Annotated in this window: 14 protein-coding genes; 8 read left to right on the plus strand and 6 right to left on the minus strand. The window is 66.6% G+C overall.

Going from position 1 to position 16,564, the window contains the following annotated elements; all coding sequences use genetic code 11:
* Positions 1-12: 12 nt before the first annotated feature.
* Positions 13-594: a TetR/AcrR family transcriptional regulator gene (locus JAB1_RS07740; RefSeq protein WP_254672003.1), complete on the plus strand. Its 582-nt coding sequence runs from the start codon at positions 13-15 to the stop codon at positions 592-594.
* Between the two features lie 38 nt (positions 595-632).
* On the opposite strand, the gene JAB1_RS07745 is transcribed toward JAB1_RS07740, so the two are convergent.
* Both JAB1_RS07745 and JAB1_RS07750 read right to left on the minus strand, forming a co-directional pair.
* Positions 633-1,736, minus strand: a complete 1,104-nt coding sequence (locus JAB1_RS07745) for a tryptophan 7-halogenase (protein WP_070279371.1) — start codon at positions 1,734-1,736, stop codon at positions 633-635.
* Positions 1,733-3,598 carry a LodA/GoxA family CTQ-dependent oxidase gene (locus JAB1_RS07750; protein WP_139144472.1) on the minus strand — a complete coding sequence of 622 codons (1,866 nt, stop codon included), beginning with the start codon at positions 3,596-3,598 and terminating at the stop codon, positions 1,733-1,735. The genes JAB1_RS07745 and JAB1_RS07750 overlap by 4 nt, the downstream gene beginning before the upstream one ends.
* Positions 3,599-3,830: 232 nt before the next feature.
* On the opposite strand from JAB1_RS07750, the gene JAB1_RS29845 reads away from it, so the two are divergent.
* The 3 genes from JAB1_RS29845 to JAB1_RS07760 all read left to right on the plus strand — a co-directional run bounded on the left by JAB1_RS29845 (position 3,831) and on the right by JAB1_RS07760 (position 6,054).
* Positions 3,831-4,007, plus strand: coding sequence for a hypothetical protein (locus tag JAB1_RS29845; RefSeq protein ID WP_170846515.1), 177 nt, complete (start codon positions 3,831-3,833; stop codon positions 4,005-4,007).
* 77 nt (positions 4,008-4,084) lie between these two features.
* Positions 4,085-4,750: a response regulator transcription factor gene (locus JAB1_RS07755; protein WP_034788094.1), complete on the plus strand. Its 666-nt coding sequence runs from the start codon at positions 4,085-4,087 to the stop codon at positions 4,748-4,750.
* Positions 4,744-6,054 (plus strand): ATP-binding protein, encoded by a 1,311-nt coding sequence (locus tag JAB1_RS07760; RefSeq protein ID WP_034788095.1) that lies wholly within the window; start codon positions 4,744-4,746, stop codon positions 6,052-6,054. Before JAB1_RS07755 ends, JAB1_RS07760 begins: the two co-directional genes overlap by 7 nt.
* Positions 6,055-6,114: 60 nt before the next feature.
* On the opposite strand, the gene JAB1_RS07765 is transcribed toward JAB1_RS07760, so the two are convergent.
* Complete coding sequence (locus JAB1_RS07765; RefSeq protein WP_034788098.1) at positions 6,115-6,753, minus strand: NAD(P)H-dependent oxidoreductase; 639 nt, start codon at positions 6,751-6,753, stop codon at positions 6,115-6,117.
* Positions 6,754-6,860: 107 nt separating this feature from the next.
* Positions 6,861-7,859, minus strand: a complete 999-nt coding sequence (locus JAB1_RS07770; protein ID WP_070279373.1) for an aldo/keto reductase — start codon at positions 7,857-7,859, stop codon at positions 6,861-6,863.
* Positions 7,860-7,961: 102 nt separating this feature from the next.
* Between JAB1_RS07770 and JAB1_RS07775 the strand changes: the two genes are divergently transcribed.
* Complete coding sequence (locus JAB1_RS07775) at positions 7,962-8,849, plus strand: LysR family transcriptional regulator (RefSeq protein WP_070279374.1); 888 nt, start codon at positions 7,962-7,964, stop codon at positions 8,847-8,849.
* Here JAB1_RS07775 and JAB1_RS07780 read toward each other — a convergent pair whose 3' ends face one another.
* Positions 8,850-9,935, minus strand: coding sequence for an ATP-binding protein (locus JAB1_RS07780; RefSeq protein ID WP_070279375.1), 1,086 nt, complete (start codon positions 9,933-9,935; stop codon positions 8,850-8,852).
* Positions 9,935-10,684, minus strand: a complete 750-nt coding sequence (locus tag JAB1_RS07785; protein WP_070279376.1) for a response regulator — start codon at positions 10,682-10,684, stop codon at positions 9,935-9,937. Before JAB1_RS07785 ends, JAB1_RS07780 begins: the two co-directional genes overlap by 1 nt.
* 133 nt (positions 10,685-10,817) lie before the next feature.
* On the opposite strand from JAB1_RS07785, the gene JAB1_RS07790 reads away from it, so the two are divergent.
* From JAB1_RS07790 to JAB1_RS07800, 3 genes are read left to right on the plus strand one after another with little or no spacing between them, the layout of a single operon-like run.
* A complete protein-coding gene (locus JAB1_RS07790; protein ID WP_070279377.1) occupies positions 10,818-11,981 on the plus strand; it encodes an efflux RND transporter periplasmic adaptor subunit in 1,164 nt (387 codons plus the stop codon).
* Between the two features lie 26 nt (positions 11,982-12,007).
* A complete protein-coding gene (locus tag JAB1_RS07795; RefSeq protein WP_070279378.1) occupies positions 12,008-15,154 on the plus strand; it encodes an efflux RND transporter permease subunit in 3,147 nt (1,048 codons plus the stop codon).
* Entirely contained in the window at positions 15,154-16,524 is a 1,371-nt protein-coding gene (locus JAB1_RS07800; RefSeq protein WP_070279379.1) for an efflux transporter outer membrane subunit, read from the plus strand. Before JAB1_RS07795 ends, JAB1_RS07800 begins: the two co-directional genes overlap by 1 nt.
* Positions 16,525-16,564 lie beyond the last annotated feature (40 nt).

Genomic DNA, 16,564 nt, shown 5'->3' on the forward strand with positions numbered 1-16,564 from the left:
CCACGGAAAATAATGATGACTATCGCCACCGATACACCGCGCCCCGGGCGTCCCCCCAGCATCACGCGCGCGCGCATTGCCGACGCCGGCATCGCCATGGGCTTGCCCGCCATGACCTTTACGGGCGTGGCCGCCTTGCTCGGCGTCAGCCACGTGGCGCTGTACAAGCACGTGGCACACCTGGCCGCGCTCAAGCTGCTGGTAGCCGAGGAGATTTTTGCGCACTGGCAATTGCCCGCGCCCGGAGAGGATGACCTGGAGCACTACCTGCTGCGTTTCAGCGCTTCGCTGCGCCAGCTGGTCAAATTGCATCCCGGCCTGGCGCCCTATCTGCTGCGCCGGAAAGCGACGCCGCCGACCATGCTGGCGCGCATCGAGGCCCACCAGGCGCAGGTGGCGCACGGCTACCAGCTGCCGCTGGAGCGCACCCGCTGGCTGCTGTCGACCGTGGCGTTTCACTGCGTGGCCCTGGCCGACACCGTGTATGCGCCGGCCGGCGACGCCTGGGAAGCAGAGGACGATGCGCTCATCGAGGCCGAGTTCGACCTGGGCATGCGCGCGCTGGTCATCGGGGTGCTGACGATGCGGCCGTAATGGCGCGCAATCTTGCCATAGTTGCAACCTTGTCAGGCTCAGCTTGCTTGCATGGCCGACCTGCGCCGGCGCCAGAACGGCGCTGACGGCCAGCGCGTTTCCTGGCCGTAGCAGTACGCCAGGTGGCGTTCGTACGCCGCGCCGATGGCTGTCAGTTCCCCATTGTATTTATGATAGGCATTCACGTCGCCGTGCAGCGTGCGGTCGGCGGCCTCGGCCGCGGCCAGGCCCGTGTACAGGGCATTGAAGATGCCTTGCGATGACAGCGGATCGAAGCTCAGCGCGGCGTCGCCGACGGCGAACCAGCCTGGGCCGGCGCCGGCGTCCAGGGTCGCCGTATGCGCGGGCGTGGCCATGGCGAGTGTCTCGGCCGTGTAGCCTTGCTGCTCCAGCAATTCCCGCGTGGCGGGCAGGCGCCGCGCCGCTGCTTCCAGCCAGCCGGCATCGCGCAAGATGTTGGTGTCGAGCAAGTCCGCATCCGTATGCAGGGCCAGCACGCGGCGCTGGCCGGGCAGGGGCGCGCTGTACCACCAGCCGTCTTCGCACGCCTCGATGTGGGCAAAGCCCCGCGCGGAGGGCGTGCGATCCTGCCCGTATTGCCATACTGATACCAGCCGGTCGCTGCGCTGGCGCCGCGCCCCGATTCTGCGGGCCAGCCGGGCGTTGCGTCCCGTGGCGTCGATGATGATGCGCGCCGCCGCGTCGCAGGGGCCGTGCTGTGTTACCAGGCGTACTTTCCAGCCGCCGTCATCCGGAGTGATGCCCGTGACCTTGGCCGAGGCCAGCAGGGCGGCGCCGCGCCGGCGCGCCTCGTCGCGCAGCCACAGGTCGAAGGTGCCGCGCGCCAGGTGCCAGCCGTGCCCGTCGGGATCGCTGAGAAAATGGTGTTCCGTCCAGGCGCCGTTCCACCAGGCGCGGTTGCCGTGGTAGGGCGCATGGCCCTGGCGCAGGAAGGCGTCAAGCAAGCCCATGTCCTGCAACAGGCGCGCGGCGGCCGGCGGCAGCGATTCGCCGATGCGTGCCAGCGGCGCGGCCAGGCGCTCGACCAGCAAGACCCGGTGCCGCCCCGCCAGGTTCAGGGCGGCCGTGGCGCCGGCCGGACCGGAGCCGACGATGAGCACGTCGGCCTGCAGCAGGGTCACAAGCGGTGCCGTTGCAGATGGCGCGCTTTTTCCGTGCCTTCCAGGTCGACGTCGACGAACTCGTCCGGTATGCCCGCCGCCGCGTGCAACTGGTGCTTGCCGGCTATCGGTTGCGGCAGGTTTTCCACCTGCAGGAAGGCAGGGAAGCCCGTCACGTCCGTGGGGCCGGGGCGTACTTCCACCACGCCCACTTGCGCCAGGTCGGCGATCATGTTGTTGATCTGCTCTTCATAGCTGATGTTGCCCAGCGGACGTATCCACGCGGCGCGCCGGGCGAAGGCGGCCAGGCGGTCGTCGACGGGAACTTCGCGGTTCATCACCGTGTCGTAGGCGAGCTTGCTCATCACCTGGTTGGGCACGCGCGCGGGCCAGAACGTGGGCACGTAGGGATCGTAGTCGGACTGGTAGCCGGAGCGGCAGCTGGCCGTGTCTGTCTGCCATGGCACGGCCATCCAACGCGTCACGCCGCCGGCGATCTGCGCCGAGCAGGGGCTGCTGATATTGTCCGGTGTCAAGACGGCGCCGTAGTCGGGCTCCACCCAGCCGGGCGGCCGGTGCGCCAGGCGGAACGGTGCGCTGTACATGCTGGCCTGGCGCATGGGCCAGGTCATTTCGCAGCCGGGGTGGAAGGCGTCGGCCAGGCAGAATTCCATGGCCGCGCGCAGCAGGGTGTCCGGTTGCTGCGCCAGTTCCACGTCGGCCAGGCTTTGCGGCGGCGTCTTGCCGGGCGCGTAGTCGTCCGTGAACTTGCCGTCGGCCCATTGCTTGAGGAAGCGCAACTGCAAATTGCTCAGCGCGCAGTTCTGGCGTGGCGTGTCTGCCGGCGGGATGGCCATCGCATCGCCATACAGCCATGGCCACGGCGATGGCGCCCAGGCGTCGCGCTCGAACTGGCGGAACTGGTTATAGATGACGTTGCGCCACTCCTTGCGGTTGTCGGACGGGCTGGCCAGGCGCGCCATCCATTCGTCGCGGCTGAACGGCGTGCTGCCGTCCCAGCCAAAGGCGGCCGCAAAGCCGGCATTCACCCATTGCAGGTTGGACAGGCGCTCGAAAATGGGGCGGATATCGTCCTGGAACGAGGGAACGGCAGGCGCGGCAATTTTGCCTTCGGAAACAAACAAGTCGCGCATCAAGTCCCACATGGTGCGCACCGACTTTTGCTGCGGCGCATAGTCGGGCGGCGCGACGACCACCCAGGCCATGTCGACCGGCAAGGCATGGCCCTGGTAGTGCACCTTGGCGCAGACGGGGCCGTCGGCCGTGTCGTCATGCCAGCCTTCGTTGTTGGCAAAGGTGATGGCGCGCGCGCCATTCCACGAGGCCGACTTGCCATGGCCGCCCAGCACGATCAGCCGTCCCATGGCATCCGTGCGCAATTCGCCCAGGTAGACGGGCGTGCCCATGAAGCGGCCGCTGTCGAAGGCCACGCCTTGGCTGTCGCTGCCGCTGATCTTGCGCTCGCCCGGCGTGATGGACAGTTGCGCGCGGTCGGTGACGGCCATGTTGCGCAGGAACGAGGGCTGGGTGACATTCGCCTCGGGAATATCGAGCGCGATCTGGAACTGGTACCACGCCGCCTTCGTGTTGGCCAGGGTGACGGACCATTCGATGTCGGCATTGCCGGCGTTCAATTCGGCCACCGCCACGCCGGCCGCGTTCAGGCCGTAGATGCGAAAGCTGGCCGCCTGGCGCTTGATGGCTCCGGACGCATCGCGGTAATAACCGGCCGGCCGCGCCGCCGGTTCCGGCACCTCCGGTCCCAGAAAGTACTCGCTGGGGCTGTTGCCCACGCGTGCAATGCCGATGGGCGGATAAATCGCGGCCTTGACGATGACGGTATCCAAAGTGGGGGTGGACATGGCGGGCCTTTCCAGATGCGTGGAGGGAAGGAAAATATACCGCATAAAAAATGCGCCAAATGCGCACATAGTCACGCTGGCGTGAAATCGGGCGCCAGGCCGGGCAATTCAGTTGCTGCGGAGATTGACTTGTTGCCGGCACGCAGGTATCTTGGATCGGCATTGCCTGTTTATCAATATATAAGATAATGTATTGATCCGATATTTTTCTATGCAACCTTTGAGGAATGATATGAAAATCAAGGCTATTTTCTGTGTTGGCGCGCTATCCCTGCTGGCTTTTCTGCCGGTATCGCAAGCGGCCCAGCCTGGCGAGGCGCTCGCTGCGGCGGTACCGCTTGCGAAAGGCGTGGCCCTGTTTCCGCAAGAAGGCAATATCCCGCCGTTCCGCGGGTCCGGGCCCAGGTAAGGCCAACGCGGCAGCTTATGCGGCGCGGCGCCAGTCGAGGTAAGATGGCGGCTATTTCAAGACATTGAGAGGCCCGGGTGCGCGTGTTGCTGGTGGAAGACGATCCGATGATCGGGGAAAGCCTGGTCGAGGGCTTGCGCGGCGAGTGCTATGCCGTGGACTGGGTGCGCGATGGCCACGATGCGGAGCTGGCGCTGGCCGGCTTCGCCTACGATTTGATGCTGCTGGACCTGGGCTTGCCCGGCAAGGAGGGCATGGACGTGCTGCGCACCATGCGTGCGCGGGGCGCCGAGTTGCCCGTGCTGATCATCACGGCGCGCGACGGTACGCCGGCCCGCGTCGATGGGCTCGACAGCGGCGCCGACGATTACCTGGTCAAGCCGTTTGACCTCGACGAGCTGCTGGCGCGCATCCGCGCGCTGCTGCGCCGCCGGGTCAGCCGTTCGCGCTCCGTCATCGAGCACGGCGCGCTGATCCTCGACCTGGCCAGCCACGAGGTCACCTTCGAGGGCGAATTGATCAAGCTGCCGCCGCGCGAGTTTTCCGTGCTGCGCGCCTTGCTCGACCATCCGGGCAAGGTGGTGTCGAAGCGCCAGCTGAGCGAAAAGCTGTATGGCTGGGATTGCGAAGTGGAAAGCAATACTGTCGATGTGTACGTGTACCAGCTGCGCAAGAAGCTCGGTGCCGACTGCATCCAGACCGTGCGCGGCGTGGGCTACAAGATGCGGGTAGCATCTTGCTGACCATCCGCCGCCAATTGCTGCTCGGTTTGCTGGCCGCCACCTTGCTGTGCGTGCTCGGCGCCGGCATTTCGCTGTTCCGTTCGCTGCTGGAAGAAACCAATGAACTGGCCGATCTGCAGCTGCGCCAGCTGGCCGTGGCCTTGCCCGACGAATTCGAGACGCAGACGGGCCTGGCCGCCGCGCAAGACCCGGAAGAAGCGTTCGTGCTGCAGGCCTGGGACGAGGATGGCCAGCCATTGCCCGTCCTGCAGGGCCAGCCGGCACTGCCGCGCTATGCGCTGGCCGGTTTTGCCGATGTCGTGCTGCACGGCGAGGACTGGCGCCTGTACGGCGAAACGCGGCGCGGCCGCTACGTGCAGGTGGCGCAGGCGCAGGCCGTGCGCGACCAGCTGGCCTGGCAGATGACCATGCGCGCCGGCGCGCCCCTGCTGGTATTCGCGCTGATCCTGGCGCTGCTGATCGTCGCCGTCGTGGGGCGGGCGCTGGCGCCGCTGCACCGGCTGGCCGAATCCGTGGCGGGCCGTTCGCCGGACGCGCTCACGCCGCTGGCGGCCGACGACATGCCGCCCGAACTGCGGCCCGTGGCGCTGGCGTTGAATAGCCTGATGGGGCAGTTTGAAGCGGCGCTGACGGCGCAGCGCACCTTTGTTGCCGATGCGGCGCATGAATTGCGCTCGCCGCTGACGGCGCTGAAACTGCAGCTGCAGGTGGCCGAGCGGGCCGCCAGCGAGGAAGAGCGCCGCGTGGCGCTGGCGCGGCTGCATGAGCGGCTGGACCGCAGCACGCACCTCGTGCGTCAGTTGCTCAGCCTGGCGCGCCATGAAACGGCGCTGGCGGCCAGCCAGCTGCACACGGTGGACCTGGGACAATTGCTGGAAGCGGCCGTGGCCGACCACAGCGCGCTGGCCGACAGCCGGGAGATCGACCTAGGCGTGGTGGAAACGTTGCCGGCCAGGGTGCTGGTACAGGCCGATCCCGATGGCTTGCAAGTGTTGCTGAATAACCTGATCGACAACGCCTTGCGCTACACGCAGCAGGGTGGCAGGGTCGACTTGCAGGCGGCCGTGGAAGAGGGCCGGCCCCTGCTGCGCGTGTCCGACAACGGCCCAGGTGTTCCGCAACAGCACCACGCGCGCCTGTTCGACCGCTTCTTCCGCCCCGACGGCAACGACGCCTGGGGCTGCGGCCTGGGCCTGTCCATCGTGCGCCACATCGCCGAGCACCACCAGGCCGATATCGCGCTGGCCGAGGGGGGCGAGGGACGGGGCCTGCAGGTGACGGTGCGCTTTCCGCAAGCGGCCTGAACGGACAAAAAAAAGCGGATGCCGGCGAGGGCATCCGCTTTTCAATCACTGGCGAGGCGCTTACGCCAGCTCGGTGATGAATTGCTCGCGCGCAGGGCGCACTTTTTTCAAGTCCACCAGCCAGTCGCCTGCGTCGGCGCGGTAGCCGAGCGGCAGCATGACGACGGAACGCAGGCCTTTTTCACGCAGATTCAGGATTTCATCGACCTTGGCTGGATCAAACCCTTCCATTGGCGTCGAATCGACCTTTTCCTGGGCCGCGGCGATCAGCGCCGTGCCGACGCCGATATATGCCTGGCGCGCCGCGTGCTGGTAGTTGGTTTCCGCATCGCGTTGCGGATACGTGGCCAGGATTTGCTGGCGGTAGGCTTCCCAGCCTTCATTCTTGAAGCCGCGCACGGTGTTGACCAGGTCAAAGCGCGCGTTGATGCGTTCTGCCGTGTAATTGTCCCAGGCGGCGAACACCAGCAGGTGCGAGGCGTCCGTCACTTGCGACTGGTTCCATGCATGCGGCTTGATCTGTTCGCGCAGGGCCGGATTCGTCACGACGAAGACTTCATAAGGATGCAGTCCGCTGGAGCTGGCCGTCAGGCGCACGGCTTCCAGGATGCGCTCGACCTTGTCTTGCGGCACCGTTTTCGTCGGGTCCATCTTCTTGGTGGCGTAGCGCCATTGCAGTGTTTCGAGCAGTGCGGACATATAAATCCCTTTCATAATGAATAGTTCAGATTGGAAATGATAGCGGATTCAGGCATTTCAAGTGCGGCGGGCAAAAGAACTTGTATAGCCGAGCCAGGCACGGTTGTCTACAGGCCAAGCATGGCAAGCTCATGCTGCGGGTAGCGCGCGCCCTGCACGGCGGCGGGAGCGATGGCGGCGCCGATGGCGCCCAGCTCGGCTTTGCTCAGGGTGATACGCGCGGCGGCCACATTCTCTTCCAGGTGCGCCAGGCTGCGGGCGCCCGGTATCGGCACGATATCGCTGCCTTGGGCCAGCAGCCAGGCCAGGGCCAGCTGTGCTGCCGTGGCGCCGCGCGCCGCCGCCAGGCGCTGCAGTTCAGCCACCAGCTTCGCGTTGGCTGCCATCGCCTGCGGCTGGAAACGGGGCAGGCTGTGGCGGTAGTCGTCTGGCGCCAGTGCGGCGCTGGATGCGAGCCGGCCCGTCAGGAAGCCCCGGCCCAGCGGGCTGTACGGCACGAAGCCGATACCGAGCGCGCGGCAAGCGGGCAGCACCTCGGCTTCCACATCGCGGCTCCACAGCGAATACTCGGACTGGACGGCCGCAATCGGATGCACGGCGTGGGCGCGGCGCAGGGTGGCGGCCGACACTTCCGACAGCCCCAGGTGGCGCACCTTGCCGGCCCGCACCAGATCCGCCATGGCGCCGACGACGTCTTCGATGGGCACGGCGGGGTCCACGCGGTGCTGGTACAGCAAGTCGATGCAATCGATGCCCAGCCGGGACAGCGACGCTTCCACGGCCCGGACGATGTGTTCGGGGCGGCTGTCGACGCCCGCCATGCGTTCCACGCCCTGGCCGTGGGGCAAGATTCTGAAGCCGAACTTGGTGGCGATGCTGACCTTGCCACGCAGTTGCTTCAAGGCGCGGGCCACCAATTCCTCGTTGGCGTAGGGGCCGTAGACTTCTGCCGTATCGATCAGGGTCACGCCCAGTTCCACGGCGCGGTGCAGCACGCGCAGCGAGGTGGCCTCGTCCGCGCCGCCGTAGGCAAAGCTCATGCCCATGCAGCCCAGGCCGATGGGGGCGACGCGCAAGCCGGAGTTGCCCAGTGTTCTGTGTTCCATTTTTCACTCCTCTTCAAAAAAGATGCAAGGAGTATGGATGAAGCAACAGCATGCGATAAGATGGCTTATCCTGCATGCATTACTGAATTTTGTTCATGAATAATGGCTGACCTCAATGAATTGACGGCCTTTGCCGCCGTCGCCCGCCTGCGCAGCTTTCGCAAGGCGGCCCTTGAACGGGGCGTGTCCGCTTCCGCCCTCAGCCATGCGCTGCGGGCGCTGGAAGAGCGCCTGGGCGTGCGCCTGCTGAACCGTACCACGCGCAGCGTCACGCCGACCGAGGCGGGGCAGCAGTTGCTGGCGCGGCTGGCGCCGGCCATGCGCGAAATCGATGATGCCTTGCTGGACTTGAGCGCCTTGCAGGATGTGCCCGCAGGCAAGCTGCGCCTGAACGTGCCCCGTCCGGCCGCCCGGCTGCTGCTGGCGCCCATGCTGGCCAACTTCGTCGCCCGTTATCCGCGCGTGCAGGTCGAACTGGTCACCGACGACGGCATGATCGATATCGTGCGCGACGGTTTTGACGCGGGCATCCGCTTCGGCGAGCAGGTGGCGGCCGACATGATCGCCGTGCCCGTGGGCGCGCGCCAGCCTTTCGTGGTGGTGGCGTCGCCCGCCTATCTGGCGGCGCATGGGGCGCCAAGCACGCCGCGCGCGCTGCTCGAGCATGCCTGCATCGGCCGGCGTTTTCCCAGCGGGCGCCAGTATGCGTGGGAGTTCGAGCAGGCAGGCGAGGGTGTCAGCATCGCCGTCGGCGGGCCGCTGGTGTTCGACGACGATGAACTGATGCTGCGCGCGGCCCGCGATGGCGCGGGACTGGCGTATGTGTACGAAGCCGATGCGCGCGCCGATATCGCGGCGGGACGCCTGGCGTGCGTGCTGGAACGCTGCCTGCCGCCGCCGCCCCGTTACTTCCTGTACTACCCGAGCCGGCGCCAGATGCCGCCCGTGCTGCGCGCCTTTGTCGACATGCTGCGCGCGCCGGCGATATAGTCAGCCGGCGTGCGGCGGCGCGGCGTGTTCGACCGGCCACTTGATGGTGAACAGGCTGCCGCCCGCCTTGCCACGCGTGCAGACGGCGCTGCCGCCATGCGCGCGCGCAATGGCTTCGACCACGGCCAGGCCCAGGCCGCTGCCCGCGTTCAAGTCGACCCTGTCGCTGTCGCCGCGGCGGAATGCTTCGAACACGTGCGGCGCCAGCTCCTCGGCAATGCCGGGGCCTGCATCTTCGACGCTCAGGTAGTACTGGCCGGCCTGCACGCGGGTGCGCACGCGCAGCAGGCCCGGATGCGCATAGCGGCGCGCGTTGTCGAGCAGGGCCAGCACGATTTGCCGGATGCGCGCCGCGTCGCAGCAGACGGGATGGTCGGACAGGTGCAATCGCAGGGTGAAGCCGGCTGCTTCCATCTCTTGCGCCAGCAGCCGGCCCACTTCCTCGATTTCCAGGGTCAGGTCCGTCCATGCCATGCGCAGCTGCATGTGGCCGCTGTCGGCCAGGCTCAGGGTGCGCAAGTCCTCGATCAGGCGGCCCAGGTCTTCCACTTGCGACAGCAGGCTGGAAAACGGCACTTCCTCTGGCTTGAAGACGCCATCGACGACGCCTTGCAGGGTGCCGCGCAGTATGGTCACGGGCGTGCGCAGCTCGTGCGCGATGGCTGCATTCCACGTCAGGCTTTCCTGCGCCCCCCGCTGCAGGCGCTCGGCCATGCTGTTGAAATCGTCGACCAGCATGGCCGTTTCACCCAGGGTGCGGTCGCCGGCGAAGGCGCGCGCGGACAGGTCGCCATGGGCCACGCGGCGCACGCTGTCCATCACGGAATTGATCGGTTTCAAGATGCGCGCGGCCAGCTTGATGGCGAAGAAGGCGGCCAGGGCCAGGCCGAAGATGGTGATGGCAAAGATCCACAGCCACTCGACGGTGCTGGGCGACCAGTCGTCCGGCTCGGACAGCATGCCGGGATCGATCTTGAAGGCGATGGCGAAAAAGGTCCAGGAACCGATCCAGATGATCAGGATGCTGCACACCATCAGCACGGACATCGACAGGATGATCTGCCGGTTCAAGCCTGTGAAGCGCATCAGAGGTCGCTTTCCAGGCGGTAGCCCACGCCGCGCAGGCTGGCCGGCATGTTCATCACGCCTGCTTCTTCCAGCTTCTTGCGCAGCTTGCTGACGTGGCTGTCCACCGTGCGCTCCATCGAATTGCTCTCCGGCATGCACGACTCCAGCAATTCCAGGCGGCTGCAGACGCGGCGCGGCGTGCGCGCCAGGTGGGCCAGCAGGCGGAATTCCGTCAACGTCAGGCTGAGTGGCACGGGCGCGCCGTCGCGCAGCACGCTGGCCACGTACGTTTCCTGGTCGATCTCGATGGGGCCGCAGCGCAGGCGCTGGCCGCCGACGGGATGGTGGCGCACGCGCGAGCGGCGCAGTACGGCCGCCACGCGGGCCACCACTTCGGCCGGATTGAAGGGCTTGATGATGTAGTCGTCCGCACCCACGCGCAGGGCGGCCAGTTTATCGGCATCCTGGTCGCGCGCCGTCAGCATGATGACGGGCGTCTCGCCGCGCCGCCGTACTTCCGTCAGCACGCCCCAGCCATCGACACGGGGCATTTGCACGTCGAGCAGCAGCAGGTCCGGCGCCAGCGCCAGGTGCTGCTGCAGCGCTTCCTGGCCATCGATCGCGAAGGCCGTGCGGTAGCCGTCGCGCTCCAGGTAGCCGGCGAGGATGCGGGCGATTTGCGGTTCATCTTCGGCGATCAGGACGAGGGCGGAAGGCGGCGTGGTGGCAAGGAAGGAGGGCTGGCTGGCGCTGTGATGATAGTTCATATAAATAGTCTAGCATTCTTCGCCGTCTCCATCGAATCTCCACATTTCTTTGACGGAACATCCATCTTGGCCTTCTATGCTCCTGTTATCTGTCGACCGGACCGCCGGTTGGGATCTGCCATAGAGAAAGACCATGCATCCGAGCCACCTCACCAAGAAAAACATGTTGATCGCCGCGGCACTGCTCAGCCTTGCCGCCTGTTCCAAACCCGCGCCGGAAGAAGGTGCCGCGCCACCCGCCGCCGTTACTGTGCTCAAGCTGCAAGCGGCGCCTGTCGTCCTCAGCGATGAATTGCCGGGCAGGGTGGCCGCTTTCCGCACGGCTGACATCCGCCCGCAAGTGGGCGGCATCGTGCTGCGCCGCCAGTTCGAGCAGGGCGCCGAAGTGAAAGCGGGGCAGAAGCTGTTCCAGCTGAACCCGGCGCCATTCCAGGCGGACGTCGATTCGGCCGCCGCCGCCCTGCAGCATGCGGTGGCCACGGCGAACCGCGCCAGCAGCCAGGCCGACAGGTTGAAGCCGCTGGTGGAAGCGGACGCCATCAGCCGCCAGGCGTATGACGATGCCGTGGCCCAGCGCGAGCAAGCCGTGGCCACCGTGGCCCAGGCGCGCGCGGCCCTGGCGCGCCGCCGCCTGGACCTGGCCTTTGCCAGCATCGAGGCGCCCATTGCCGGGCGCATCGGCTCCGAACTGGTGACGGAAGGCGCGCTCGTGGGCCTGGCCGATGCCACGCCGATGGCGCGCATCCAGCAGATCGACAAGGTGTATGTCGACGTGCGCCAGCCGGCCGCCGCGCTGGCCGCGCTGCAAGCCTCCGGCACCGGCGGCGCGGACAAGCTGCCCGTGACCATTTTAGGCGCCGATGGCCAGCCGCATCCCGTCACGGGCCGCATCCTGTTCTCGGGCATCAGCGTCGATGCGGGCACGGGCGACGCCGTCATCCGCGTGCTGGTCGACAATCCGCAGCGCCAACTGCTGCCGGGCATGTTCGTGCGCGCCCGCATCGCCCGCGCCGTGCAGGCAGATGGCATGCTGCTGCCGCAGCAAGCCGTCTTGCACAGCAGCGGCGGCCAGGCGCAGGCCTGGGTGCTCGATGGCACGAACAAAGCAAGCCTTAAACCCATCAGCGTGGGCGACGTGATCGACCACCAGTACGTGGTCAACGGCGGCTTGAAGGCTGGCGAAACCGTCGTCATCGAAGGCCAGGAACGCTTGCAGCCGGGCGCCACCGCCGCACCGCAGCCATGGAAGCGCGCCGCAGCCGTTGCCGCCGCACCTGCCGTCAGCGCCGTGCGCTGACCCGTACATATTGAAAGTGTAACGACATGCCTCAATTTTTCATCAACCGCCCCGTCTTTGCGTGGGTGGTGGCGGTCTTCATCGTCCTGTTCGGACTGATCGCCATACCGCAATTGCCGATTGCGCGCTTCCCTTCGGTGGCGCCGCCCAGCGTCAGCATCAGCGCCAACTATCCTGGCGCCACGCCGCAAACCATGAACGATTCCGTGGTGGGTCTGATCGAACGCGAACTGTCGGGCGTCAAGCACCTGCTGTATTTCGAGTCGTCCACCGATACCTCGGGTTCGGCCTCGATCACCGTCACCTTCCAGCCGGGAACGAACCCGGAAATGGCGCAGGTGGACGTGCAAAACCGCCTGAAAGCCATCGAACCGCGCCTGCCGCAAGCCGTGCGGCAAAATGGCTTGACGGTGGAGTCGGCATCGTCCGGCTTCCTGATGATCGTCAGCCTGATTTCCGAGAATGGCCAGCATGACGAAGTGGCGCTGGGCGACTACCTGGCGCGCAACGTGACGGAAGAACTGCGCCGCATTCCCGGCGTGGGCAAGGTGCAGCTGTTCGGCTCCGAGCGGGCCATGCGCATCTGGGTCGATCCGGCCAAGCTGGTGTCGTACAACATCGCCATGGGCGAGCTGACGGCCGCCATCGCGCAGCAAAATGCGCAGATCGCCCCGGGCCGCCTGGGCGATTCGCCCGCCGTGCACGGCCAGCGCGTCACGATTCCGCTGACGGTGCAGGGCCAGCTGCAAACGCCGGCCGAATTTGCCGCCATCGTCCTGCGCGCGAATGCGGATGGCTCGAAAGTGACCATCGGCGACGTGGCGAAAGTGTCGCTGGGCGCGCAAAGCTTCAATTTCAGCATCCGCGAAAACGGCCAGGCCGCTTCGGGCGCCGCCATCATGCTGTCGCCGGGCGCCAACGCCGTGCAGACGGCCAGCGCCGTGCGCGCGCGCATGGCCGAACTGGCGCACACGATGCCGGCCGGGATCAAGTATTCGGTGCCGTTCGATACGGCGCCGTTCGTGAAGATCTCGATCGAAAAGGTCGTCGTTACCCTGCTGGAAGCGATGGTGCTGGTGTTCCTCGTCATGTATCTGTTCCTGCAAAAGATACGCTACACGCTGATTCCCGCCATCGTCGCGCCGATTGCCCTGATGGGCACCTTCACGGTGATGCTGATGGCCGGCTATTCCGTCAACGTGCTGACCATGTTCGGCATGGTGCTGGCGATCGGCATCATCGTCGACGATGCCATCGTCGTGGTGGAAGCCGTCGAGCGCCTGATGGCGACCGAAGGCTTGTCGCCGAAGGAGGCGACGTCGAAGGCCATGCGCGAAATCACCGGTGCCGTCGTCGGCATCACCCTGGTGCTGACGGCCGTGTTCATCCCGATGGCGCTGGCCAGCGGCTCCGTGGGCGCCATCTACCGCCAGTTCACCCTGGCCATGGCCGTGTCGATCCTGTTCTCGGCGTTTTTGGCGCTGACCCTGACGCCGGCCCTGTGCGCCACCATGTTGAAACCGATCGGTCCGCACGACCATGACAAGAAGGGCTTCTTCCTGTGGTTCGACCGCCAGTTCGAGCGCATGACGGCCCGCTATGAAAAGGGCGTGGTGGCGATGCTCAAACGCGCGGGCCGTTCGATGGTCGTGTATGGCGCCATCGTCGCGGCCCTGGGCGTGGCCTTCATGCAGCTGCCTTCGGCCTTTTTGCCGGAAGAAGACCAGGGCTACTTCATCACCTCGATCCAGCTGCCGTCCGACGCCACCATGGAGCGCACGCTCGATGTCGTCAAACTGTACGAGCAGCACGTGGCCACGCGGCCCGGCATCGAGGTGAATCAGTCGATCCTCGGCTTCAGCTTTTCCGGCGCGGGACCGAACGCGGGCCTGGCGTTCACCATGCTGAAGGATTGGAAACAGCGCAACGGCGCCACGGCGCAGGAAGAAGTGGCGCTGGCGCAGGAAGCCATGTCGCAGGCGAAGGAGGGCGTGATCATGAGCCTGATGCCGCCCGCCATCGATGAACTGGGCAACTCGTCCGGCTTTTCCATGCGCTTGCAAGACCGCGCCAACCAGGGTATCGCTGCCCTGCAGGCGGCGCAGAACCAGCTGCTGGGCCTGGCCGCGCAAAGCAGCAAGGTGGCGGGCGTGTATCCGGACGGCTTGCCGCCGGGCGCCAGCGTGCGCCTCGATATCGACCGCACCAAGGCGGAAGCGCTGGGCGTGTCGTTTACGGCCATTGCCGACATGCTGACGGCAGCCATGGGCTCGACCTATGTCAACGATTTCCCGAATGCGGGTCGCATGCAGCAGGTGATCATCCAGGCCGATGCGCCGTCGCGCATGCAGTTGAACGACGTGCTGGCCCTGCGCATCCGCAATAACGCGGGCGGCATGGTGGCCTTGGGCGAACTGGTACGCCCCGTGTGGAGCGAGTCGCCGCTGCAACTGGTGCGCTACCAGGGTTATCCTGCGGCGCGCATTTCGGGCAGCGCGGCGCCGGGCGTATCGAGCGGCGACGCCATGCTGGAAATGGAGCGCCTGGTGAAACAGCTGCCGCCCGGCTTCGCGCTGGCGTGGACGGGGCAGTCGCTGCAAGAGAAGGAATCGGCGTCGCAAGCGCCCATGCTGATGGCGCTGTCGATGCTGGTGGTCTTCCTCGTGCTGGCGGCCCTGTATGAAAGTTGGAGCATTCCCGTCTCCGTGATGCTGGTCGTGCCTTTGGGCTTGCTGGGCGCCGTGCTGGCCGTGATGATGCGCGGCATGCCGAACGATGTGTTCTTCAAGGTGGGCATGATCACGATCATCGGCCTGTCGGCGAAGAATGCGATCCTGATCGTCGAATATGCGCGCCAGCTGCAGGCGCAGGGCAAGGGACTGGTCGAGGCGACGGTGGAAGCGGCCCGCTTGCGTTTGCGTCCGATCTTGATGACGTCCTTGGCCTTCGCGCTGGGCGTCGTGCCGCTGATGCTGGCCACGGGCGCCAGCGCCGAAACGCAGCATGCGATCGGCACGGGCGTGTTCGGCGGCATGATTACCGCCACCGTGCTAGCCGTGTTTTTCGTGCCCGTGTTCTTTGTCGTGGTGCTGGGCGCCGTCGACAAGATGGGCAGCTATTTCAACAAACGCAGTAATCGCATCGCCGTCAAGGCGGTGGAAGGGGAGTTGTAATGCGTTGGTTTCATCTGTTACCGATCGCCGGGCTGTTGTCGGCGTGTTCATTGACGCCGCCGCTGGTCAAGCCGGCGGCGCCGATACCGGCCAGCTATGGCGCGGTTGCCGCGCCAGGCATGGTCGACACTGCGGCCGATCTGGGCTGGCGCCAGATGCTGCTCGATGCGCGCCTGCAGCGCCTGGTCGACATCGCACTGGAAAACAACCGCGACTTGCGCGCGGCGTCCCTTAACGTGGAAGCCGTGCGGGCGCAGTACCAGATCCAGGATGCGGGCCGCTATCCGGCCATCGGCGCGAATGCGGGCGGCGTGCGCCAGCGCGGCGCCGACGCGGTGACCCAAAACCAGTTCACTTCCGGCATCGCCATGAGCGCGTTCGAGATCGACCTGTTCGGCCGCCTGCGCTCCTTGTCGGACGCGGCGTTTGCGCGCTACCTGGCCACGCAGCAGGGCCAGCGCGCCGCGCACATGGCCCTGATCGGCGCCGTCGCCGATGCGTACCTGGAACAGCGGCTGGCCGAGGAGCAGCTGGCACTGGCGCGGCAAACCCTGCTTGACTGGCGCCAGGCTTTGACCCTGACGCAGCGCCTGCACGGCGCGCAGCAGGGCAGCGGCCTGGACGTGGCGCAAGCGGAAGGACAGGCGGCCACGGCGGAAGCGGACGTACAGGCCCGCGAGCGGGCCAGCGCCTTGGCCCGCAACAGCCTGGAACTGCTGCTGGGCGCGCCGTTGCCAACGGACTTGCCGGCGGGCCGGCCGCTCGATGGCCAGCCCGTGCTGACGCAGCTGCCGCCCGGCCTGCCGTCGGACTTGCTGGCGCGCCGTCCTGACATCCTGCAAGCGGAATACGCGCTGGTGGCGGCGAATGCGGAAATCGGCGCCGCCCGCGCCGCCTTCTTCCCCCGACTGTCGCTGACAGCGTCGCTGGGCTTTGCCAGCCCTGAGCTCGGCGACCTGTTCCGTGGCAGCGCGCGCAGCTGGTCGTTCGCGCCGCAAGTGACGCAGCCGCTATTCCAGGGCGGCCAGCTGCGCGCGGAATTGCAACTGTCGCGCCTGCGCAAGGACGTGGCCGTGCTGCAATACGAGCAGGCCATCCAGGCGGCCTTCCGCGACGTGCGCGACGGGCTGGCCGGCAGCGCCACGTATGCGCAGCAGATCGATGCGCAGCAGCGCGTGGTGGTTGCGGCGCAGCAGCGTCAGCGGCTGTCGCAACTGCGCTACGACGCGGGCCAGGACAGCCGCCTGGAATTGCTTGACGCGCAGCGCCAGTCGTATGCTGCCCAGCAAACCCTGCTCGACGTGCGGCGCGACCAGTTCAAGTCGTCCGTGGCCCTGTACAAGGCGCTGGGGGGAGGGCTGGAGGAGTAGCCCGCCTTGCGGGGGGCGGCCAGCCGGGCGTGGGCTTGCC

This window comes from Janthinobacterium sp. MP5059B, from assembly GCF_001758645.1.
GTDB classification, from domain to species: Bacteria; Pseudomonadota; Gammaproteobacteria; order Burkholderiales; family Burkholderiaceae_D; genus Janthinobacterium; species Janthinobacterium lividum.